The following is a 21,987-nucleotide window of genomic DNA, read 5'->3' as shown; positions in this document are numbered from 1 at the left end:
AGGCTTCATTGAACGGGAATATGACTCTCCCTATGGTGAAACAATGACTAGTTCCAAGCCCGGGATGATCCGCATCGTGGCAGGCGAAAGCGCAGCACCCAAGCGCAAGCGTGCCATCGAGGCTGCCCTGGCCATCGGGCTGGTCCTGCTGATCGCCGTCGGGGCCGTGGTGGCGTCCACCGTTTCGCGGAACACGGAGGCGCAGGCCGCCGAACCCAGCCCCGCCGCTGAGCTGAAGCTCGGCTACTTCGGCAACGTCACCCATGCCCCCGCCCTGGTGGGCATTAAGGAAGGCTTCCTGGCCGAGGCCCTGGGCAGCACGTCCCTGAGCACCGAAACCTTCAACGCCGGACCCGCAGCCATCGAGGCCCTGAACGCGGGCGCCATCGATGCCGCGTACATCGGCCCGAACCCGGCCATCAACTCGTATGTCAAGAGCCAGGGCGAGTCCGTCAGGATCATCGCCGGTGCCGCCGCCGGCGGCGCGCAGCTGGTAGTCAAGCCGGGGATCAACTCTGCCGCCGATCTCCAGGGCAGGACCCTCGCCTCCCCGCAGCTGGGCGGCACGCAGGACGTTGCCCTCCGCGCCTGGCTTGCCGACCAGGGCTACAAGACGAACGTTGACGGCAGCGGCGACGTTGCCATCAACCCCACGGAAAATGCGCAGACACTGAAGCTGTTCCAGGACGGAAAGCTCGACGGCGCGTGGTTGCCTGAGCCGTGGGCGTCACGCCTGGTGCTCCAGGCCGGTGCGAAGGTGCTGGTGGACGAAAAGGACTTGTGGGACGGGACTGGTACCGGGAAGCCTGGCGAATTCCCCACAACCGTGCTGATCGTGAACCAGAAGTTCGCCGCGGACCACCCGGAAACCGTCAACGCACTCCTGGCCGGCCACGCGAAGTCGGTGGCCTGGCTGAACGAGGCCCCCGCCGCGGAAAAGGCTTCCGTCATCAACTCGGCCCTGCAGGAATCCGCGGGCGCGGCCCTCGCCGGGGACGTCCTGGCACGGTCCCTGGCCAACATCACCTACACGCTGGACCCGCTGGCCGGAAGCTACCCGCGGCTGCTGCAGGACGGTGTCGAGGCCGGCACCACCAAGCAGGCCGACATCAACGGGCTCTTCGACCTGCGCCCGCTCAACGACGTGGCCGCCAGCTCAAGCCCCGCCGGCCAGGGCAGCCAGGGCAGCACCAAGATTTCAGCAGCCGGCCTCGGCCAGGACTGATCCCACCCACCTACTTAAGGACGGCACCATGCCAGTCGTACTGGAACACCTGGGCAAGCGCTTCGGCGACGGCGCCCCGGTACTGGACGACGTCAACGCCACCATCGGGAAGGGCGAGTTCGTTGCCCTCCTCGGTGCCTCCGGCTGCGGCAAATCCACCCTGCTGAACATCATCGCGGGACTGGAGCCGCCGTCGTCGGGCGCCCTCGAGGTGCCCAGCGACGGTGCCGCCTTCATGTTCCAGGACGCTGCCCTGTTCCCCTGGCTGACCGCCCGCGAGAACATCGAGCTGGCCCTGAAACTCCGCGGCGTGGGCAAAGCCGAGCGCAAGGCCAAGGCCCAGGAACTCCTGGAGCTGGTGCACCTGGGCTCGGCCGGGGACAAGCGCCCGCACGAGCTCTCCGGCGGCATGCGGCAGCGCGTGTCACTGGCGCGCTCGCTGGCCCAGGACCGGCAGCTGCTCCTGATGGACGAGCCCTTTGCCGCCCTCGACGCCATCACCCGCGACCTGCTGCATGATGAGCTGGAGCGGATCTGGAAAGAAACCGGGCGGACCATCGTCTTCGTGACCCACAACGTCCGCGAGGCCGTCCGGCTGGGCCAGCGCGTGCTGCTGCTGTCCTCGCGCCCCGGACGGGTGGTCCAGGAATGGGCTGTCACCGAGGAACACCGTACCGACGCCGGGCTCGCCGGCCAGCTGACCGGGGTCATCACCGCCCGGCTCCGGGAGGAGATACGCCGCCATGCCAAGTAACCCAACGCCGCTTGCCGAAGCACCCTCCGAGCCCTCGGAGCCCCGCCATATCCATGCCGCGCTCACCCGGTCCTCCACCGGGCGCGAGGACCTGCGCGAACTCGAGTCCGGGCTGGACTCCCTGCAGTCCGACGCCGACCGGAAGCGCCGGGTGGACTGGAGCCGCATCCTGCTGCCCATCGCCGCCCTGGTGGTGCTGGTGCTGGCGTGGCAGTTCTATGTCTCGCTCGGCCTGAAACGGCGCGACCTGGTTCCCGGACCGCTGGACGTCGCGATGCAGGTGGGTGTCCTGTGGAACGAGGGCAAGCTCCAGGAAGCCGTATGGACCTCGCTGCAGCGCGGGCTGGTGGGCTTCCTGATTTCGGTGGCAATCGCCACTCCGGTGGGCCTGCTGCTGGCCCAGGTCGCTCCGCTGCGCCGCGCATTCGGCCCGCTGATTTCCGGCCTCCAGGTCCTCCCGTCCGTAGCCTGGGTCCCGGCAGCCATCATCTGGTTCGGCCTGACCGACGCCACTGTTTATTTCGTGGTGTTCATGGGCGCCATCCCGTCCATCATCAACGGCCTGATTTCCGGTGTGGACCAGATCCCGCCGCAGTACCGGCGCGTGGGCACGGTTTTGGGCGCGTCCCGCCTGGAGATGGCGCTGCAGATCATCCTTCCCGCCGCGCTGCCCGGCTACCTGGGCGGCCTGAAGCAGGGCTGGGCTTTCTCCTGGCGCTCGCTCATGGCCGCGGAAATCATCGCCGTGGGCGGCACCATTGGTTTCGGCCTGGGTTCGTTGCTGGACCAGGGCCGCATCCTGTCCGACATGACCGTGGTGATGTCGGCAATCCTGCTGATCCTCGCCGTCGGTATCCTGATTGAACTTCTGGTGTTCGGGCCCATCGAGAAGCGCCTCCTCCGCAGCCGCGGGCTCCTGGCCGGCAGCACCCGCTAAGCACCCCTGCGACCCAACTGCGTAACTTCTACCCGCCCGCGGTTGGCCCCCGCCGTGCAATGTCGCGGGTACTGACCTGCGCCAGACCCAAAAGTTACGCATTTACGGCCCGCCCCAGCTGTGAAATGGGCCCGGATGGTCAGGACCTGGGTGGCAGACTGGCCCCATGACTGCCAGTTTTGCGTGCCGCACCGAGAGCTCCCTTCCACCGGAGCGGCTGTTCGACCTGGCCCGCAGCATCGACGCCCACGTGGAATCCCAGAAAGGCTCGGGGGAGCGGGCCGTGGGCGGCGTGACGTCCGGGCTGATCGGTGAGGGCCAGGAAGTCACCTGGCGGGCACGGCATTTCGGGCTTTCGCTCACCATGACCAGCCGCGTCACCCAGATGGACTACCCGCGGAGCTTCACGGACGAGCAAGTCCGCGGCCCGTTCCGGTCCTTCCGCCACGTCCATGAATTCGAGGCCACGCCCGGCGGCTGCATCATGACGGACCGGGTGGAGTTCAGCGCGCCGTTCGGGCCCCTTGGCCGCCTGGCCGAGAAGCTGGTCCTGCGACCGTACCTGCAGCGCCTGATCCGGGACCGCGGCCGGTTCCTCGCCGGCATCAGCAGCTGAACCGGGGCACATCGGCACGGACACGCCGGGGCTCTCGGCCTGGACGGCCCTGGCCCCAGCCAACGTGCCCCGCAAAGGCGGACGACGGCGGCCGCCTGCCTTTGTGACGCAGCGTTACCTTGCGTGAACTGGTGTTGCTCGGCCTTTGTGGGTGATTGTGACGCGGCCCTACCGTTGTTTCATGGCAATTCAGGATATCTACCCCACAGCACTGCGCCTGCTCGGCCGCCCCGTGCTGGTGGTTGGCGGCGGCCCCGTTGCAGCCCGCCGCGCCAAGGGGCTGCTTGACGCCGGGGCCCAGGTTACCGTCGTCGCTCCCGTTGCCTCCGCCGCGCTCCGGGAACTGGCCGACGCCGGCCTCCTCACCTGGGAGCCGCGCACCTACCTTCCGTCCGACGTCGACGGCGTCTGGTTCGTCCAGACCGCTACCGGCGACTCCGCCGTGGACGCCCAAGTCTCAAAGGACGCCGAGTCGCAGCGCGTCTGGTGCGTCAACGCCTCCGACCACGAAGCGTCCGCAGCCTGGACTCCCGCTGTTGCCGAAGTGGACGACGTCAAAATCGCCGTGAACGCCGGGGGAGACCCGCGCCGGGCCATGGCCGTCCGCGACGCCGTTGCCACCGCCCTCGAAACCGGCGATCTTCCGTTGCGCCGCCGCCGGGCCCACCGCGGGTCCGTTGCCCTGGTGGGCGGGGGACCGGGCGATACCGGGCTGATCACCGTCCGCGGCCGCCGGCTCCTTGGCCAGGCCGACGTCGTGGTGGCCGACCGCCTGGGCCCGCGTGGACTCCTGAACGAACTTGCCCCGGACGTCCGGATCATCGAAGTCGGGAAAACCCCCGGCCACCACCCCGTGCCGCAGGCGGAGATCAACCGGATCCTCGTCGAGGAGGCCCTGAACGGCAACCGCGTGGTCCGGCTCAAGGGCGGCGACCCGTACGTCCTGGGCCGCGGCGGCGAGGAAGCCGAATACTGCCGGCAGCACGGCATCGAGGTTGAAGTGGTTTCCGGCGTCACGTCCGCGATCTCCGTTCCCGCCGCCGCCGGCATCCCGGTGACGCACCGCGGCCTGGCCAAGGGCTTCAGCGTGGTGACCGGCCACGAGGAACTCTCTGAGATCCCCGCCCGCCCCGACCACACCATCGTCCTGCTCATGGGCGTGGGCCAGCTGCGCGAATCCGCGTCCGCCCTGGGCAAAGCCGGGCTGCCTGACGGGACGCCAGTTGGTATTGTGGAAAACGGCTATTTGCCGGACCAGCGCGTGACGATTGGCACCCTTGGTTCCATTGCCGACCAGGCGGAAGCCGCCGGCGTCGCAAATCCCGCAGTGATTGTCATCGGTGACGTGGTGCGCGTGAGCCCTTTCGCGCCGTCGCACTTCAAAACCGCTGACTACAGCACCACCACCCCGAACAGCCCCCGCAAGCCCCGAGTCCTCACAACCTAGCCCCCACCCAACTAGGTAGCGCCAAGTGTCGTTTTGAGCCCTCATAACGACACTTAGCGCTACCTAGTTGGGACGGACCGAAGAAAAGGAACACAGCCGTGTCATCAAGCACCACCGTAGGTTCTGCCGAACGTCCGCTGCGCGTCGCCGTCGTGGGCTCCGGCCCGGCCGGCGTCTACGCCGCGGACATCCTCACCAAGAGCGAGGCCGTGAAGAGCGGCGAGCTGACCGTGAGCATCGACCTCTTTGACCGCTACCCGGCACCCTACGGCCTGATCCGCTACGGCGTTGCCCCGGACCACCCCCGCATCAAGGGCATCGTCAACGCCCTGCACAAGGTCCTGGACCGCGGCGACATCCGCTTCTTCGGCAACGTGGACTACGGCACCGACCTCACCATCGAGGACCTCCGCACCCACTACGACGCCGTCATTTTCGCCACCGGCGCCATCAAGGACGCGGACCTGAACATCCCCGGCATCGAGCTGGAGGGCTCCTTCGGCGGCGCCGACTTCGTCTCCTGGTACGACGGCCACCCGGACGTCCCCCGCGAATGGCCGCTCGAGGCCAAGGAAATCGCCGTGATCGGCAACGGCAACGTGGCCCTGGACGTGGCCCGCGTCCTGTCCAAGCACGCCGACGACCTGCTGGTCTCCGAAATCCCGGACAACGTCTACGCCGGCCTGAAGGCTTCCCCGGTCACGGACGTGCACGTCTTCGGCCGCCGCGGCCCCGCCCAGGTCAAGTTCACCCCGCTGGAGCTGCGCGAGCTGTCCCACTCCAAGGACGTGGACATCATCCTCTACCCGGAGGACTTCGAGTTCGACGAGGAATCCGACCGCCAGATCCAGACGAACAACCAGACCAAGACCATGGTGGGTACGCTCACCAACTGGATCGCCGAGCAGCCCGAGGACCTCTCCGAGCTCAAGGCCTCCCGCCGCCTGCACCTGCACTTCTTGCACAGCCCGGTGGAGATCTATGACGACGCCGAGACGCCGGGCAAGGTGGCCGGCATGCGGTTCGAGCGTACCGAGCTGGACGGCACGGGCAACGCCCGCGGCACCGGCGAGTTCGTGGACTACCCGGTCCAGGCCGTGTACCGCGCCATCGGCTACTTCGGTTCCGCCCTGCCGGAGATCGAGTTCGACCACACCAAGGGTGTCATCCCGAACGACGGCGGCCGCGTCCTGGACGCGTCCGGCACCCACGTGCCGGGCATCTACGCCACCGGCTGGATCAAGCGCGGACCTGTCGGGCTGATCGGCCACACCAAGGGCGACGCCCTAGAGACCGTGACCTACCTGCTGGAAGACCGCGAAAACCTTCCGGTTGCCAGCGTTCCTGCAGAGGACGCGGTCGTGGAACTCCTGGACGCCCGCGGCGTGAAGTTCACCAGCTGGGAAGGCTGGCTGGCGCTGGACGCCCATGAGCTTGCCCTCGGCGCAGCCGCCACCGAGGCCGGCGGTTCGCACGGCGTGGAGGTCAAGCGCGAGCGCATCAAGGTGGTGCCGCGCGAGGACATGGTGGACATCTCCCGTGACGGCGTGGCCGCACAGGTATGACGACCACGCACCCCTAACGCACACGGCAACGCGGGGTCACTTTCCGCCCGATAATCCGACGTTATTGGGCGGGAAGTGACCCCGCGTTGCTTTAACCCGTGCGCGCTATCTGCCGGCCCCGCCTGCTGCCATAAGTTCCAGCCGCTTGAGGGTCTCGCGGTTGCGCACTGAGATTGCGGGGTCACGCAGTACCTTGGGCACCCGCTTGCCGGGGCCGCGGATGGCGTCCTCGGCGATGGTCACCAGGCACTGATCGCCCCGGTCCTCAAGGGTGATGGCCACCTTCGCTTCGCCCATGGGCCAGCCGCGGGCCACAAGTTCCAGGGATTTACCGGGTTCGACGCCGGTCACTTGGGTGCTGTCGTTGATCACCAGCGGCCACGCGCCCACGGAGTGGTGCAGGCGCGCGCCGGCCTGCGGCCATGTGTCATCCACGGCCCTGATCCGGGAAGCCCCCACCACCCAGCCGGAGTACAGCCAGCCGTCGGCGATGACTCTCCAAATGTCGGCGGCGGGGGAGTTGAACAGCTGGGACACGGTGGACATAGTGTTCCTTCCTGTGGTGATGGAATGGGCAGGGTTCCCCGCCGCGGCGGGAGCCGCAGTGGGAGCGTTCACGACGGCGGCAGGAGCCGGCCGCTGTGCCGCCAGGTAGGAGCGCTCCCGGAGGCGTCGCGCCCAGGCATACGTTTGTGCTCCGGGCGGCTGGTTTGCGAGCGGGTCGAAGCGCAGGTGAATGTCCCGCGGTTCGGGGGCAGCGCGCAGGCGCGCCTCGCCGCACTGACGCCACTGCCCGGTTGGCCTGGCCCAATACAGTCCAAGCACCCATTCGCCGGAGGCCAGCGACCCGTCCGGCAGCTGCTCCGTCCGCAGGCCCAGCAGCACCGGCCCTTTCCGGCCGCGGTACGGCATGAGGGTGGTCAGGGCGGCGCTGGCGACGTCGAGTTTGGGTTGAAGCAGGAACCTGCCGGGCAGCCGCCAGCCCGTGGACGCGAAGAGGACGTCAGCCGGGCCGCCGGGAGCATGACCGCCGGGCGGGGTGACCCGAAGCGCTAGCCCCAGGATGTCCGGAAGTCCCTGGGGCAGGCCGACGGACCGCGAGAACCTCGCCTCGACGGTGTCCGTGCCGGGCTGGTCCAGCCAGTCCAGCCCGCTCGGCTCACCGGGGTTGCCGGTCCTGGCCAGGTCCCCGGCGAGGCCCACCCCGTCCGGATGGATGGGCCGATCAGGTCGGGCCAGTTTGAGGACACGGAAAATGCCCGCGAACGCTCCGCCCGCCGCCGCACTTAAGGCCCCACCCGCCGTCGTACTCAAGGCTTCCGCGCCGCCGGCGGCTGGCTGGTCACTCACAAGGTGGTCCGTCATGCTTCCTTCCTACCCCGAAAAAGCGGAACTACATGCTTCCGAACCGCGACCGGACAAGGGCGAAAATCCCGTAGGCGATGAATCCGGCGCCGATTGCCACCAGGAGGTACGGCCCGAGGGGGTGGTCCTGGAGGGCCTTCAGGCTGCCGTCAAGCCCGGTGGATTCGTCCGGGCTGTGCTTGGCGGCGGCGATGACGAAGAGCAGTCCGGTGAGGACCAGGGCTACGCCTTTGGCAATGTGGCCGCCGACTCCCAGGACGTCGATCAGCCTGCCGCGCCGCATGCCGTCGAAGAAGTACAGCTCCTCCTTGAACCCCCGGCGCACCCCCTTCACCACGAAGTAGATGCCGATCCCAATGATCGTCAGGCCGAGGGCCACCAGCGTCCACAGCCCCAGCGGCGTAGCCATCAGCGAGGCGCTGAAATCCCGGGTGCTGTCACTGGAATCACCGCGCAGCCCTACGGCGAACCCTGCGAAGCTGAACCCCACGCTGCTGTACGCGATGGCCAGGAAGCCGGACGAAATGAGCTTGGACACCCGCTCCTTGCGGGGGAGCCGGCGTGCCCGCAGGGTGGCCTCGCTGGCCTGCCACAGCCCCAGGCCGAGGCAAGCCAGCACGCAGGCCCACATCACGGCCGGGCCCCAGGCATTGGCGGCGAGTTGCTCGATCGCCCCGGTGGGTTCCGCCTCGCCGGGCTGGCCGAACGCCACGGCGATGGCAATGGCGCCGATAATCACGTGCAGCAGGGCCATCACGGCGAAGCCGGTGCGCGCCAGGACGTCCAGGGCCTTGTGGTTGGAGGCCTCCTCGACAGCGTCCGCGGCCTGGCGGATGGGGGATTCCCCGTCAGACATGGCTCAGCCGTTCATTGGTCCTTCGGCCCGCAGCTTTTCGGCGCCGGGCCCCTCGACATGCACGGTGCAGCGGACCACGAGCTTCCCGGGGGCGTTCTCCAGTTCCACCAGGGAGTCGTCCGCGCTCAGGACGGTGAACACCTGCGAGTCCGGCACCACGGCCACCCCCTTGGCTTTGGCCGTTTCCCGGGCGTTCCCGAGTGCCTCGTTCTGCAGGCCTTTTACATACGCTTTCTCGCCTTCACGGGCCGGGTCCCCAAAAGCCCAGCCAAACAAAGTCCCTGTGTTTCCCATGGCGACGATGTTACGCGTTCTGCTCTGGGAAGACGGGCTTTCGTAACATTAGTAAGTGTGCTTACCATGGGCGGGCCAAGACCCTGCAGGGATACGGCAAGCGAAGACCGCACGAGCGGCATCCCGCAACCTTTTCGACGTTAGGAATGCACATCATGGCAGGAAATCTCATTGCCCGGTCCGTTCACGATCTGACCGCAGCGGCGTGGTTCGGTGGATCCCTGATGGGTGCCATCGGCCTGAACGGGGCAGCGGCGGCAGCCAAGGACCCCTCCGAGCGGACCAGGCTTTCCAGTGCCGGCTGGATGAAGTGGGCGCCGTTCCAGACGGCGGCCTTCGCCTCGCACCTCGTGGCGGACCTCGCCATCGCCTGGGAAAACAAGGGACGAATCGCCAAGCAGGAAGGCGTGGGCCGGGACACCGTGATCAAGACGGCGGTGACGGTGGTGGGTGCCGCTGTGACCCTGTACTCCGGCATCCTTGGCAAGAAGGTGGAGAAGCTTGCGGACCAGGGCGCCGAAGGTGCCACGGAGCCCCGGCCGGATGCCTCTGATGAACTTAAGGCTGCCCAGCAGCAGTTGAAGGTGCTGCAGTGGGCCATCCCGGCATTGGCCGGGCTGGTGGTTATCCTGGGCGCGAAGCACGGCGAGATGCAGCGTCCCAAGAACGTCTTCGCGGGCCTGCGCTCCTAGCCAGCCGGGTGCCCGCCCCGGGGTAAGGCAGCAACGCACGACGACGGTCCGGCACTTAGGTGCCGGACCGTCGTCGTGCGCGGGGCTGGGGAGGTGCCCTGCAGGCGGGGCCTAGATCGGTTTGGTGCCCGCCGGCGGCAGGTTCGGGTTCATGTCCTCCAGGTTCGGGTCCTCGGCCGTCCATACCTGGACGATGGCCCAGGCAACGGCGGCAAGCGGCACGGACAGCACCGCACCCACAATGCCGGCGAGGATGGTTCCGGCCGTCAACGCCATCAGGATCACCAGTGCGTGGAGCTGCAGGGACTTGCCCATGACGATGGGCTGCAGGAGGTCGCCCTCGAGCTGGTTGACGGCAATGACCACGGCCACCACGATCAGGGCGACCACCGGCCCGTTTGCCACCAGCGCCACCAGGGCGGCAAGGATCCCGGCCACCGTTGCACCCACCAGCGGGACGAAGGCGCCGATGAAGACGATGATGGCCAGCGGGATGGCCAGGGGCACCTGCAGGATCAGCAGTGCCGCGCCGATGGCCACAGTGTCCACCAGGGCGACGATCGCGGTACCGCGGACATAGCCGCCCAGCACTTCAAGGGTGCGGCGGCCAACGCGGCGCAGCTTGGCTTCACGGGCTCCGCTGAACGGGCGGAGGAAGAAGTTCCAGATCTTGGCGCCGTCCTTCAGGAAGAAGAACAGGATGACGATCATCAGGCCGGCTCCGGCGATGAACTCGGTGACCACGGACAATCCGGTGATGGCGCCGGAGCGGACCTGGCTGCTGGCCGCGAAGTCAACGATGCCCTGCCGGGCCTGGTCCAGCTGCTCCTGTTCAAGAGGGATGGGGCCGGTCAACAGGAACTTCTCCAGCTCATCCAGCCCGGAGGAGGCCTGCTGCGCGAGCTCGCCCCACTGGTTGCGCACGGAGAAGTAGATGACGGTGGACACGCCGCCCAGCACCAGCAAAAGACCGATGAAGGCGATGCCTGTGGCCAGTCCTCCGCGCATTCCCCGGCGCCGGAGCATGTTGACGAACGGGCCGATGGCCGCGGCCAGGATCAGCGCTATCAGGACTGGAATGACCAAAAGCTTGATCTGCATCAGCGCGTAGACAGACACAACCGCCACGGTGAGGATTAACAGGACCTGGGCGGCGCGGATGCCCACCCTGCCCAGGCTGTCACCCCAGAGCTCGGAGGGGGACTTGGGTTCCTTGGGCTTCCGGGCAGCAGGGGGGCGCTGGCCCTCGCCGCCGGGCTCCCCCAGCGCGGCAGCGGCGGCGGCAGCCGGTGATTGCGCCGTGGCCTCCTGCGGGGGCTCGTGGCTCACGTCGTGCTCGGTGAGGCGTGATGAACGCGCCATGGGAACTCCTCATCGTCGGCGGGTGCCTGCCGCGCCGGAATGACGGACAGGCTTACTACCTTCTCAGATAGTAAGCCTACTGACGGATTGGGCCGGGGTGAAACCCCGCTGGGCTATCCTGCGAGCCATTCGGCGCAGGAATTCAGGTTCCGGTTCACGGTGGCCACGGCGGCGTCCCCGTCGCGGAGTTCAATGGCATCAACCAGCAGGCCGTGCCCCTCATGCGGACGCCCGTCGAAACCGGGCCGGCCCTGCTGCTTCAGGAGGTCCTGGTGGAAGGCGGCGCCAAAGCTGATGTACAGCTCGTGCAGCAGGGGGTTGCCGGTGGCCTGGGCTACCCGTTCATGGAAACCCCAGTCGGCGCGCGCCCAGGCCTCGTGATCGCCGGCCCCCCAGGCCTGGTCCCGGGTGGCGAGCAGGGCGCGCAGGGCCGTGACGTCGTCGGCCGTGGCATTCCTCGCCGCCAGCCGGGCCGCCTGGGTATCCAGGCCCAGCCTGACTTCCAGGATGTGCTCCTCGGTGTGGTCCTGGTACAGCCGGCGCGCCGCGCCGGAAATTTCGCTGGTGGCCCGGACGTAGGTGCCGTCGCCGCGGCGGACCTCCAGCATTCCGCTGTGGGCAAGGGCCTTGACGGCCTCGCGGAGGGTGCCGCGCGAGACCCCGAGTCCGGCCATCAGCTCGGTTTCGGACGGGATGCGCTGGTGCAAGGCCCATTCGCCGGAGTGGACCATGGCGCGCAGCTTGGCGGTGACTTCGTCAACGAGCGGCGGGCGGGCGGAAGGGCTCAGGGCCATGGCGTGCTACTTCCTTCCGATGGCGTTGGTCATGGCCCTGCCGGTGATCAGGTGGGCCACCACGATCTGGGCCAGCGCCAGGCCAAGCAGGAGCAGGAGGGGCAGGGTCCAGCCACCGGTGGCGCTGTGCAGCAGTCCCATCCCGAACGGCCCGGCCGTGGCCAGGAGGTAGCCCGTGGACTGGGCAAGCGTGGACAGTGCGGTTGTTTCGGCGGTGCTCGCCCCGCTGCGGCTGATCATCACCATCACCAGCGGGAAAATCCCGAGGCCGAACCCCAGTAGGGCGGCTGGGACGGCGGCCAGCCCCACCGGGAGGACCAGCAGCAGCACCAGGCCCGCCACCATGGTGACACTGACCAGGTAGAACGCCGGCCGCAGCATCCGGGGCCTGGAGCCGATCGCGATCAGCACCATGCCGGCCGGCACGGAGACCAACTGCATCAGCCCGAACATCAGCCCGCTGTCCGAGGCGCTCATGCCCATGGTGGTCAGCATGTAGGGGAACCAGCTCAACAGCGCATAGGCGAGCAGGGCCTGCAGCGTGAAGATTACTGTGAGGAGCAGCCCTTTGCGGGTCCGCAGCAGCGGCCACGGGGAGACGCGGGCGGCTGGCTTCCGCGGACTGTTGCGGTGGGCGTGCAGTGCCACGGGCAGGAAGCCCAGGAGGGCCGCGATGGCGGTGATGCCAATGGCACCGACGGCCGCCGACGGCGAACCCAGTGCGTGGGCCAGCGGAACCACGGCGGCGGCGGTCACGGTGGCACCCGTGGTCATGGTCACCGTATAGACGGCGGTCATGAGCGACGTGCGGTGCGCGAAGTGTTCCCGGATGAAGGAGGGCATGGCCACGTTGCAGACGGCCAGGCCGGACATGCCCAGGACGCTCCCGGCCACCAGCATGCCCGTGGCTGGAATGCCGCGCAGCAGGAGGCCTCCGGCCAGCATGGCCAGGGCCAGCAGGATCGCCTTTTCCACGCCAAGGCGCCCGGTCAGCCAGGATGTCCCCGCGCCCGCCAGTGCAAAACACAGCGTGGGAATGGACGGGATGACGGCGGCCACCAGCGCGCCATACCCGAGGACCGCCTGGAGGTCATGCAGCAACGCGGATGCTCCGGTGATGCCCGCGCGGAGGTTCAGCCCGATCAGCACCAGTGCAACCACGCCGAAAACGACGGCGGACCGAGGGCGGGTGCCCCTCCCGGGCAAAGCGGCGGCCGGGACGGCCGGGGTTGCTGGAACGGCGGCAGCGGGCGCGTTGGCGGCGGGAGGATGCGACTCGGGCATCTTGCCAGTCTAAAGGTTAGACGTTTGATGTCTGCAGTTCTGTGGGGAACCTCTCCCGCCCGTTAACCTTCGCGCCATAGAATCCGGTTACGGCACGCCGGGCCAGCCAGGCCCGGATCCGCCGCAACGACGCGGAAGGACGGCCTGTTTTGGTGAGCCAACAAACGGAGATTGAAAAGAAGTACGACGTCGGCGAGGACGCCGCAGTGCCTCCGCTGGAGGGGCTGCCCGGGGTCACCAGGGCGGGTCTTCCCCATACTGAGGTGCTCGAGGCCGTCTACTTCGACACGAAGCGCTACACGCTGGCGTCCCACCGGATCACCCTTCGCCGCCGCACTGGCGGAACCGATGCCGGCTGGCACCTGAAGCTGCCGCCGCTGGACGGCGCTGCTTCCGGGGCGGAACCCCGGCAGCGGCGGGAGCTGCACGCCCCGCTGGGGCAGCCCGATGTTGTGCCTGACGGCCTCTTGGCCTACCTGCAGGCATACCTCCGGGGGGCTGAAGTGGCGCCGGTGGTGCGGCTGGAAACCAGCCGCACCACGCACGCCCTGTACGGCGAGGACGGCGTGCACTTGGCAGACCTCGCCGATGACCGGGTGACGGCCGAGCGCCTGCACCCCGGACACAAGTCAGGAGCGTCGGGGGGTGGGGAGAAACAGCACTGGCGTGAATGGGAACTGGAACTCGTCCACGGCGATCCCGGCCTCTTCGGCCCCGCAGAGGAACTTCTGGCCAAGGCCGGAGCCCGTCCTGCCGGCCACGCCTCGAAGCTTGCCCGGGCGCTGGGCGGTGCTGCCGGAGCGCTCCCCGACGCTGGCCCGTCCCGGAACGGAAGCACCCCTGCCCTGGCTGCCGGCAAGAAGGCCCCGGCAGCCGCCGTCGTCACTGCCTACCTCAGCGGGCCGATCGCGGAGATCCTGGCCCAGGACCCGGGAGTCAGGCTGGAGGAGCCCGAATCGGTGCACGACATGCGCTCCGCGCTCCGCCGGGTCCGCTCGGTGCTCGCCGCCTACCGGAAACTGTATGTGCCCGCCCCGGTTCGCCGGCTGCGCGACGAACTGAAATGGCTGGGCCAGCTGCTCGGCGCGCCGCGGGATGCCGAGGTCCTGCTGGACAGGCTCCGCGGGCACCTCGACGAACTTCCGCCGGGGGAAGGCGTGGACGACGTCAAGGCCAAGGTGGAGCGCAAAGTGGGCGGCGCGTATGACGACGGTTACCGGCAGTTGCAGGAGGCGCTGCGCTCGGACCGCTACTTCCGGCTCCTGGATGACCTGGAGGCGTTCCGGGACAAACCGCCGGTCCGTCCGGACCCCGTGGCGCCGGGGCGCCGGGTTGCCGCGAAAGCCGTGGCCAAGGCCGCCAGGCGGCTGCGGCGCTCGCACAAGGCCGCGGCGCGGTCCCGGCACGGAACCGACCACGAGACCGCCCTCCATCAGGTGCGCAAGGATGCCAAGCGGCTGCGGCACGTGGCGGAATCTGCCGCCCAGGTCTTTGGCAAACGTGGGCCCAAAGTGGCCAAGGCCGCGCACCGGCAGCAAAAGATCCTGGGCAATTTCCACGACGCAGTGATCGCCCGGGACCTGCTGGCCACGGTGGGCTCACGCCAGGAACCGACGGCGGCCGCGGCGGCCTATGCTGCCCTGGAGGCGCGGGAGGACGAGCTGATCAGAAGCTCCGAGGCCAAGTACCGGAAAGCCCGCAAGAAGTCCCGGAACCTGCTGCGCCGCGGGGTGGGGTAGCGGCAAGTCAGGGCAACGCGGGGTCACTTCACGCCCAATAAGGGGCAATTATGGGGCGGGAAGTGACCCCGCGTTGGCGTTACTTCCCCTGCCGCGCGGACAGCCGGGCCACGGCCAGCGCCAGCCAGAGCTGCACGCGGTCCGCGGTGACGGCGGGGTCGTACCCGGTCAGCTCGGTAATCTGCGCCAGCCGGTACCGGACCGTGTTCCGGTGCAGGGTGAGCTGCTCGGCGACGGCGGCCACAGAGCCGTTGTTGTTGAGGTAGCTCTCCAGCGTGGCCATCAGTTCCGAGCCGTGGGCGGCGTCAAAGGTTCGCAGCGGGTCCAGGGATTCGTTGGCCATGTCCGCCAGCGGCACGTCCTCGCTGGCCAGGAGCAGCGATGTCAGGCTGAGGCGCTCCGGCTCATTGACGGGCAGGCCGTGGCTTGCCGCGTCACGGGCCTCAAAGTAGCTCCAGCGCAGGCCGTTCGGCTTGGTGTACGCGCCGCCGATCCCGATCGTGGCGTGGATGCCGGCCTCTGCCAGGTGGTCGCTCAGCTTCCGGGCAAGGGCAGGTGCGCCGCCGCCGTCGTCATTAATGACCAGCACCAGGTCCTTGCCCACGACGGCGGCCACCGCCTTTTCCAGTTCGCGCGGCACCGAGGTACTCACCAGGGCCTTGTTGTGGGCGGCCGACACGGCCAGCAGCACCACGTTCTTCCGGGTGCTGTTGACGCCCACTCCGGCCAGGCGGCGCTGGGCCTCGCTGGTTTCCAACGCCCCGTGGATCACGTCTTCCAGGACCTGGCCGCAGAGGGCGCGCTGGGCCTGGCGCTGCTTGACCATGTTGTTCAGCTCCACGCTGATCAGGCTCTGGGCGTACCCGATGATGCCCGAGTCCTCGAAGGGCTGCCGGACCCAGAGGGTGCAGGCATCCCGCCGGCCCGTGGGGACGGGGTAGGAAGACCAGGTGTCCGCGGACGGGGAATCGGCGCCGCTGTTGTAGAGCTGGGCCGTGAACTGGGTGAGGGCAACATCGGTGCGCAGCATGCTGCCCAGGTGCTTGAGGAGTTCGGCGAGCCCGCCACCGGTCAGCAGGGCCCGGGCCAGCACCTGGTGCCCGGCGATCAGCCGCTCGAGTTTAGCGTAGTGGTCCGCGGACTGGGCATCGGCCACCAGCTTGCCGATGGCAATGAACGGCGTCTCGTAGGGAACCTCCACCACCGGCAGGCCCCACCGGTTCGCCTCCGCCAGCAGGGCCTGGGGGACCGTCTCGTGCGAGAGGCCCACGCCGAAGCCGATGCCCACGGCACCGGCGCGCTGCACCTGCCGGACAAAGCGCCGCTGCTCCGGCGCGGACCGCAGGCGCAGGCCGGTGGTGAGGATCAGTTCCCCGCCGTTGAGGAACCGGTGCGGATCCTCCAACTCCGTGACTGCCACCCAGTTGATGTCCTGATGCCAGGTGGTCTCGGCCACCCCGGCCTTGGACAGCTTCAGGGAGTTCACGCCCAGCAGGGCGGCAAGGGAAATGGCCATGGGTCAAGGATAAACGGGCGCTGGGCAACCGCACTAAACAGTTCCCTGAAGGGTGTGCAGGTGGCTATTCACTGCGCAAGGGGGCTGGCATAGGCTCAAGGCAGTTCCATCCATCCGCTCCGAACTCCGCCCGGGCGCGGGTGGCCCCTACGAAAGAGGTTGCACACCGTGGTCCAGACCTTGCAGAACTTCATCAACGGGAAGTTCGTCACCCCTGCCGGCACCACCCTGCTGGATATCGTGAACCCAACCAACGGGGAAGTGGTGGCGCAGTCGCCCGTCTCCGTGCAGGCCGATGTGGACGCCGCGATGACCGCAGCCAAGGACGCCTTCAGGACCTGGAAGCACGTCACCCCCGGGCAGCGCCAGCTCATGCTCCTCAAGCTCGCCGACGCCGTCGAGGCCAACAGCGAGGAGCTCGTGGAGGCCCAGCACCGCAATACCGGCCAGGTGCGCTCCTTGATCGCCTCCGAGGAAGTGGCGGCCGGCGCCGACCAGCTCCGTTTCTTTGCCGGCGCAGCCCGCATCCTTGAAGGCAAGTCCGCCGGCGAATACTTCGAGGGGCACACCTCCTATGTCCGCCGCGAACCTATTGGCGTCGTGGCCCAGGTTGCGCCCTGGAACTACCCCTTCCTGATGGCCATCTGGAAGATCGGCCCGGCGCTCGCCGCCGGCAACACCGTGGTCCTCAAGCCCTCGGACACCACCCCCGAATCCACGCTGGTGCTGGCCCGCCTCGCAGGGGACATCCTGCCCGCCGGCGTCCTGAACGTTGTGCTCGGCACCGGTGAGACCGGTGCCCTGATGATTGACCACAAGGTGCCCGGCCTCGTGTCCATCACCGGCTCCGTCCGTGCCGGCATCGCTGTGGCCTCCGGTGCCGCCAAGGGCCTCAAGCGTGCCCACCTGGAGCTTGGCGGCAAGGCGCCGGCCATCGTCTTCAAGGACGCCGACATCAAGAAGAGTGCTGCGGCGATCGCCGAGTTCGCATTCTTCAACGCAGGCCAGGATTGCACCGCGATCACGCGCGTGCTGGTGGAGGACTCCGTGCACGACGACGTCGTCGCCGCCATGGTGGAGCACACCAAAACCCTGCGCACCGGCTCTCAGAACGATGAGGACAACTACTTCGGCCCGCTGAACAACATCAACCACTTCAACGCCGTCAGCTCCGTGGTGGAGAACCTGCCCGCCAACTGCCGGATCGAAATTGGCGGCCACCGGGCCGGGGAGAAGGGCTACTTCTTCGAACCCACCATCGTCACCGGCGCCAGGCAGAGCGATGACATTGTCCAGAAGGAAACCTTTGGACCCGTCATCACCGTGCAGAAATTCAGCACCGAGGAAGAAGCTGTGGAACTGGCTAATGACGTGGATTACGCCCTCGCCTCCAGCGTGTGGACCACCAACCACGGCACGGCCATGCGCCTGAGCCGTGACCTGGACTTCGGCGCCGTCTGGATCAACACCCACATCCTCCTCACCGCCGAAATGCCCCACGGCGGCTTCAAGCAGTCCGGCTACGGCAAGGACCTCTCCATGTACGGCGTTGAGGACTACACGCGCATCAAGCACGTCATGAGTGCACTCGACGCCTAGCCGCGCCTCCAAACCTCCGCACCGAACCCCCAGGCTTTCCAGAAAGGCTCCCCATGACCACCACCGCATCAGACATCACTTTCCGCCTGGAGCAGAAGCGCCGGGTCCAGGCCGACTTCCCCGGGCCCAAGTCGGTTGCACTGACCGAGCGCCGCAAGGCGGTAGTTGCCGCCGGCGTCGCCTCCGCTGTTCCCGTCTACGTGGCAGACGCCGACGGCGGGATCATCCACGACGTCGACGGCAACTCCTTCATCGACCTCGGCTCAGGCATCGCGGTGACCAGCGTGGGCGCCTCCGATCCCGCCGTCGTCGGTGCCGTCAAGGAAGCCGTGGAGCACTTCACGCACACCTGCTTCATGGTCACCCCGTACGAGGGCTACGTAGCCCTAGCGGAGCAGCTGAACCGCCTAACCCCCGGCGACCACGAGAAGCGCACGGTCCTCTTCAACTCCGGTGCGGAGGCAGTGGAAAACGCAGTCAAGGTGGCCCGCCTGGCAACCGGCCGGGACGCCGTCGTCGCCTTTGACCACGCCTACCACGGCCGCACCAACCTCACCATGGCTCTCACCGCGAAGGCCATGCCGTACAAGACCAACTTCGGCCCCTTCGCACCCGAGGTGTACCGGATGCCCATGAGCTACCCGTACCGCGAGGAAAACCCCGCCATCACGGGTGCCGAGGCCGCCCAGCGCGCCATCACCATGATCGAGAAGCAGATCGGCGGGGACCAGGTTGCCGCGATCATCATCGAGCCCATCCAGGGTGAAGGCGGGTTCATTGTCCCGGCCGAGGGCTTCCTCCCCGCGCTCGCTGCCTGGGCCAAGGAAAAGGGCATCGTGTTCATCGCCGACGAGGTCCAGTCCGGCTTCTGCCGCACCGGTGAATGGTTCGCCGTGAACCACGAGGGCGTAATTCCGGACATCATGACCCTGGCCAAGGGCATCGCCGGCGGCATGCCGCTCTCCGCCATCACCGGCCGCGCAGACCTCCTCGACGCCGTGCACCCCGGCGGCCTGGGCGGCACCTACGGCGGAAACCCGGTGGCATGCGCTGCCGCGCTGGCGTCCATCGGTTCCATGGAGGAATACGACCTCGCCGGCCGGGCCCGCCACATCGAAGCCCTGGCCACTACCCGCCTCCGCGCGCTGCAGGCCGAGCTGGCCGGTGCCGGAACCGCCGTCATCGGCGACGTCCGCGGGCGCGGTGCCATGCTCGCCATCGAGCTGGTCCAGGCCGGGTCCAAGGAACCGAACCCGGAACTGACCAAGGCCGTGGCGGCCGCGTGCCTGAAGGAAGGCGTCATCATCCTCACCTGCGGCACCTACGGAAACGTCATCCGGCTGCTGCCGCCGCTGGTCATCACCGACGAGCTGCTCAACGACGGCCTGGAGGTCCTGGCCGCCGCCATCAAGGCGAACGCCTAGCAGTCCGCAGAGTTAGCGTCCCCTCGCAACGGCGCGAACACAACCTGAGGCCCCGGAACTACTGTTCCGGGGCCTCAGGGGATTAAGGCGCCGCTACCTCTGGGCTTTGTCCGGTTCGCCGATGACCACCTGCGCAGGGCTGTGCAGGACGTAACCGTTGAGCCAGGAAAACAGGGCGCGGACCTTCTGCTGGAATCCGGACAGCAGGGCAAGGTGCACCAGGAGCCAGGACAGAAAAGCCAGCGGACCCTGGAGCTGGACGCGCCGGCGCCCCAGTTCAGCCACGGCCGCACCCCGCCCGATCATCGCCATGTATCCCTTGTCCACATAGCGGAAAGGCTGCCGGGTTCCGCCGTTGAGGTCGGCAAGGATGTTGCGCGCCGCCCACTTCCCGGCCTGCTGGGCCACCGAACCGAGCTGCGGCAGTTTCGCACCGGTTGAATCGGTGATGTTGGCGGCGTCGCCGATGACAAACACGCCTTCCGCGCCAGGGGCCGTCAGGTCCGCCCGGACGTCGATCCGCCCGCCTTTTCCCTGCGGCAGGCCCGAGCCGGCGATGAGGTGCCCGCCCTTCAGCCCGCCGGCCCAGACAACGATCCCGCCGGGGATGACCGCCCCGTCAGCCAGCGTCACGCCGTCGGCCCTGACCTCAGTGACGCCCACCCCCATATGCATCTGGACACCAATCTTCGCCAGGCGTTGCCGGGTGTACTCCTGGGACTTGGAAGAAAACATGGCAAGCACGCTCGGCACCATGTCCACCAGGTGCACGCGGCACCGTGCCGCCAGTTCCGGGGAGAAGTACTTTGCCACAACGAACTTGATGTTTTCCGCCAGGGCGCCGGCAGTCTCCACCCCCGTGGGACCGCCGCCCACCACCACCATGTCCACTTCGGTTCCAGGCTCGCGGTCGGCCCGGTCCAGCAGCCGGGTCACGTTGGTTCCAAGCCTGGTGGCGTCGGTCACGGAGTACAGCGGGAAGGCATGCTCTTCCGCCCCGGGCGTATTGAAGAAGTTGGGAACGGCGCCAACGGCGATCACCAAAACTTTGGCGCGGAACGTGTCGCCCTCGTCGGTGGTGACGGTGTGGTTTCCAACATCAACCGAGGCCACTTCCGCGGTCAGGACCCGCACGTTGCGAATCCGCCGGAACATGGACCGGATGGGACGGGCAATGGCGGACACACCGATCTGCGAGGTGGCCACCTGGTACAGCAGGGGCTGGAACTGGTGGTAGTTGTTCGAATCGATAAGCAGGACGCGGACGCCCTTGCGGCCAAGTTCCCTGGCTGCAGCGGTGCCGGCGAATCCGGCCCCGATCACGATGACCTGATATGAGTCCTCCATCCGAGCAACCTACTCCACCGGGGTTCCCGGCAACAGGGGGCTAGGAGGATTTGAGGGCCGCTCGGTTCCGTCGCCGGGCCACGGACGCCTTGCGGGCCGTGCGCAGCATGTCCACGGTCAGGACCAGCAGCGCCACCCACACCACGCCGAAGCCGATCCAGCGGTCCAGGGTCATCGCTTCCCTGAATACCACCAGCGCCAGGATGAACTGCAGCACTGGCGCGAAGTACTGCAGCAGCCCGATGGTTGTCAGGGGAAGCCGGCGGGCCGAGGCTCCGAAGAACAGCAGCGGTACCGCCGTGATCACGCCGGAGGCCAGCAGGAGCCAGAAATGGCCCGGGCCCTGGGTGGTGAGCGTGGCTGTTCCGGCGGCTGCCAGGTAGACCATCGTGGCAGCCGCGAACGGGGCCAGCACCATGCTTTCCACCGTGAGGCTGGTGACGGCGTCCACCCTGGACCCCACCCGCTTCTTGACGAAACCGTAGAGGCCGAAGCTGAAGGCCAGGGTCAGTGCGATCCACGGCAGCTTGCCGTAGGAGTAGGTGAGGACGCCCACCGCCACAAAACCGATGCCGACGGCGGTCCACTGGAGCGGACGCAGCCTCTCCTTCAGGACGAACACACCGAGCAGGACGGACACCAGCGGGTTGATGAAGTAGCCAAGGGACGCCTCAACGGCCTGCCCGGTGGTCACCCCGTAGGTGTAGGTCAGCCAGTTGACGGCGATCAGGAGGGCGGCCAGGGCCAGCGAGCCAAACACGGCGTGGTTCCGCAGGGCCTGCGCCAGGGCGGACCATGAGCGGGTGGCCGTGATGAGGAGGGCGCAGAAGAGCAGGGACCACACCACCCGGTTGGCCACGATCTCGACGGCGCCTGCCGGCATGAGGACGAAGAAGTACAGCGGGAGCAGCCCCCACAGCCCGTAAGCGCCGATGCCAAAGAGGATGCCCGCCGTCGTCTCCTTGTCCACGGCCTTGGGACCGACGGCTTGGGGGCCGGCTGCCGGGGAAGGAGGGGGCGCAGCGGCGGGAGCCGGGGCGCTGGCGGGGGAGGATCCATCGGGAGTGGGCACGGAACCAATAACACCACCCCGGGGGCAGGTATTCCTGCAGGCAGGGCACGCAACCCGGCAAATAGTCAGTAGGCTTGCTTTTATGATTTTCGCCAAGCG

The 21,987-nt window shown here is 67.9% G+C and carries 19 protein-coding genes; 10 read left to right on the top strand and 9 right to left on the bottom strand.

The window, feature by feature from the left end; translation table 11 throughout:
- Window positions 1–64 precede the first annotated feature (64 nt).
- The 6 genes from Q9R30_RS07400 (at window position 65) to Q9R30_RS07375 (ending at window position 6,544) form a co-directional block, all read left to right on the top strand.
- A complete protein-coding gene (locus Q9R30_RS07400; RefSeq protein ID WP_311217204.1) occupies window positions 65–1,225 on the top strand; it encodes an ABC transporter substrate-binding protein in 1,161 nt (386 codons plus the stop codon).
- 28 nt (window positions 1,226–1,253) lie between these two features.
- Window positions 1,254–1,979 (top strand): ABC transporter ATP-binding protein, encoded by a 726-nt coding sequence (locus Q9R30_RS07395; protein WP_104998733.1) that lies wholly within the window; start codon window positions 1,254–1,256, stop codon window positions 1,977–1,979.
- The gene (locus tag Q9R30_RS07390) at window positions 1,969–2,916 is read left to right on the top strand and encodes an ABC transporter permease (RefSeq protein ID WP_104998732.1); all 948 of its coding nucleotides are present in this window, start codon (window positions 1,969–1,971) and stop codon (window positions 2,914–2,916) included. Before Q9R30_RS07395 ends, Q9R30_RS07390 begins: the two co-directional genes overlap by 11 nt.
- Window positions 2,917–3,082: 166 nt before the next feature.
- On the top strand, window positions 3,083–3,532 hold the full coding sequence (locus Q9R30_RS07385; RefSeq protein ID WP_104998731.1) for an SRPBCC family protein: 450 nt from the start codon (window positions 3,083–3,085) through the stop codon (window positions 3,530–3,532).
- 181 nt (window positions 3,533–3,713) lie between these two features.
- A complete protein-coding gene (cobA, locus tag Q9R30_RS07380) occupies window positions 3,714–4,979 on the top strand; it encodes a uroporphyrinogen-III C-methyltransferase (protein ID WP_311217192.1) in 1,266 nt (421 codons plus the stop codon).
- 98 nt (window positions 4,980–5,077) lie between these two features.
- Entirely contained in the window at window positions 5,078–6,544 is a 1,467-nt protein-coding gene (locus tag Q9R30_RS07375; RefSeq protein WP_311217191.1) for an FAD-dependent oxidoreductase, read from the top strand.
- Window positions 6,545–6,649: 105 nt separating this feature from the next.
- Here Q9R30_RS07375 and Q9R30_RS07370 read toward each other — a convergent pair whose 3' ends face one another.
- From Q9R30_RS07370 to Q9R30_RS07360, 3 genes are read right to left on the bottom strand one after another with little or no spacing between them, the layout of a single operon-like run.
- Window positions 6,650–7,909: an SRPBCC family protein gene (locus Q9R30_RS07370; RefSeq protein ID WP_311217190.1), complete on the bottom strand. Its 1,260-nt coding sequence runs from the start codon at window positions 7,907–7,909 to the stop codon at window positions 6,650–6,652.
- A gap of 28 nt (window positions 7,910–7,937) precedes the next feature.
- Window positions 7,938–8,765, bottom strand: coding sequence for a DUF1206 domain-containing protein (locus Q9R30_RS07365; RefSeq protein WP_104998728.1), 828 nt, complete (start codon window positions 8,763–8,765; stop codon window positions 7,938–7,940).
- 3 nt (window positions 8,766–8,768) lie between these two features.
- Window positions 8,769–9,059 carry a hypothetical protein gene (locus Q9R30_RS07360; RefSeq protein ID WP_104998727.1) on the bottom strand — a complete coding sequence of 97 codons (291 nt, stop codon included), beginning with the start codon at window positions 9,057–9,059 and terminating at the stop codon, window positions 8,769–8,771.
- A gap of 155 nt (window positions 9,060–9,214) precedes the next feature.
- On the opposite strand from Q9R30_RS07360, the gene Q9R30_RS07355 reads away from it, so the two are divergent.
- Window positions 9,215–9,751, top strand: a complete 537-nt coding sequence (locus Q9R30_RS07355) for a hypothetical protein (protein WP_104998726.1) — start codon at window positions 9,215–9,217, stop codon at window positions 9,749–9,751.
- Window positions 9,752–9,862: 111 nt separating this feature from the next.
- On the opposite strand, the gene Q9R30_RS07350 is transcribed toward Q9R30_RS07355, so the two are convergent.
- The 3 genes from Q9R30_RS07350 to Q9R30_RS07340 all read right to left on the bottom strand — a co-directional run bounded on the left by Q9R30_RS07350 (window position 9,863) and on the right by Q9R30_RS07340 (window position 13,191).
- Window positions 9,863–11,113: an AI-2E family transporter gene (locus Q9R30_RS07350; RefSeq protein ID WP_311217189.1), complete on the bottom strand. Its 1,251-nt coding sequence runs from the start codon at window positions 11,111–11,113 to the stop codon at window positions 9,863–9,865.
- 113 nt (window positions 11,114–11,226) lie between these two features.
- Window positions 11,227–11,907: a FadR/GntR family transcriptional regulator gene (locus Q9R30_RS07345; RefSeq protein ID WP_311217188.1), complete on the bottom strand. Its 681-nt coding sequence runs from the start codon at window positions 11,905–11,907 to the stop codon at window positions 11,227–11,229.
- A 6-nt stretch (window positions 11,908–11,913) separates the two neighbouring features.
- On the bottom strand, window positions 11,914–13,191 hold the full coding sequence (locus Q9R30_RS07340; RefSeq protein WP_311217187.1) for an MFS transporter: 1,278 nt from the start codon (window positions 13,189–13,191) through the stop codon (window positions 11,914–11,916).
- Between the two features lie 152 nt (window positions 13,192–13,343).
- Here Q9R30_RS07340 and Q9R30_RS07335 point away from each other — a divergent pair, with 152 nt between their 5' ends.
- Window positions 13,344–14,930, top strand: a complete 1,587-nt coding sequence (locus tag Q9R30_RS07335) for a CYTH and CHAD domain-containing protein (RefSeq protein WP_311217186.1) — start codon at window positions 13,344–13,346, stop codon at window positions 14,928–14,930.
- Window positions 14,931–15,009: 79 nt separating this feature from the next.
- Here the strand turns inward: Q9R30_RS07335 and Q9R30_RS07330 are convergent, their stop codons facing one another.
- Complete coding sequence (locus Q9R30_RS07330) at window positions 15,010–16,446, bottom strand: PucR family transcriptional regulator (RefSeq protein ID WP_104998721.1); 1,437 nt, start codon at window positions 16,444–16,446, stop codon at window positions 15,010–15,012.
- A gap of 168 nt (window positions 16,447–16,614) precedes the next feature.
- Between Q9R30_RS07330 and Q9R30_RS07325 the strand changes: the two genes are divergently transcribed.
- Complete coding sequence (locus Q9R30_RS07325) at window positions 16,615–18,045, top strand: gamma-aminobutyraldehyde dehydrogenase (protein ID WP_104999814.1); 1,431 nt, start codon at window positions 16,615–16,617, stop codon at window positions 18,043–18,045.
- 53 nt (window positions 18,046–18,098) lie between these two features.
- Window positions 18,099–19,469, top strand: a complete 1,371-nt coding sequence (gabT, locus tag Q9R30_RS07320; protein WP_311217185.1) for a 4-aminobutyrate--2-oxoglutarate transaminase — start codon at window positions 18,099–18,101, stop codon at window positions 19,467–19,469.
- 93 nt (window positions 19,470–19,562) lie between these two features.
- On the opposite strand, the gene Q9R30_RS07315 is transcribed toward gabT, so the two are convergent.
- A complete protein-coding gene (locus Q9R30_RS07315) occupies window positions 19,563–20,816 on the bottom strand; it encodes an FAD-dependent oxidoreductase (RefSeq protein WP_311217184.1) in 1,254 nt (417 codons plus the stop codon).
- A gap of 40 nt (window positions 20,817–20,856) precedes the next feature.
- On the bottom strand, window positions 20,857–21,897 hold the full coding sequence (gene rarD / locus Q9R30_RS07310) for an EamA family transporter RarD (protein WP_396136701.1): 1,041 nt from the start codon (window positions 21,895–21,897) through the stop codon (window positions 20,857–20,859).
- Window positions 21,898–21,987 lie beyond the last annotated feature (90 nt).

It is taken from the genome of Arthrobacter sp. AB6, assembly GCF_031844545.1.
Lineage (GTDB): Bacteria > Actinomycetota > Actinomycetes > Actinomycetales > Micrococcaceae > Arthrobacter.
This window is presented reverse-complemented; position numbering and strand designations above follow the sequence as displayed.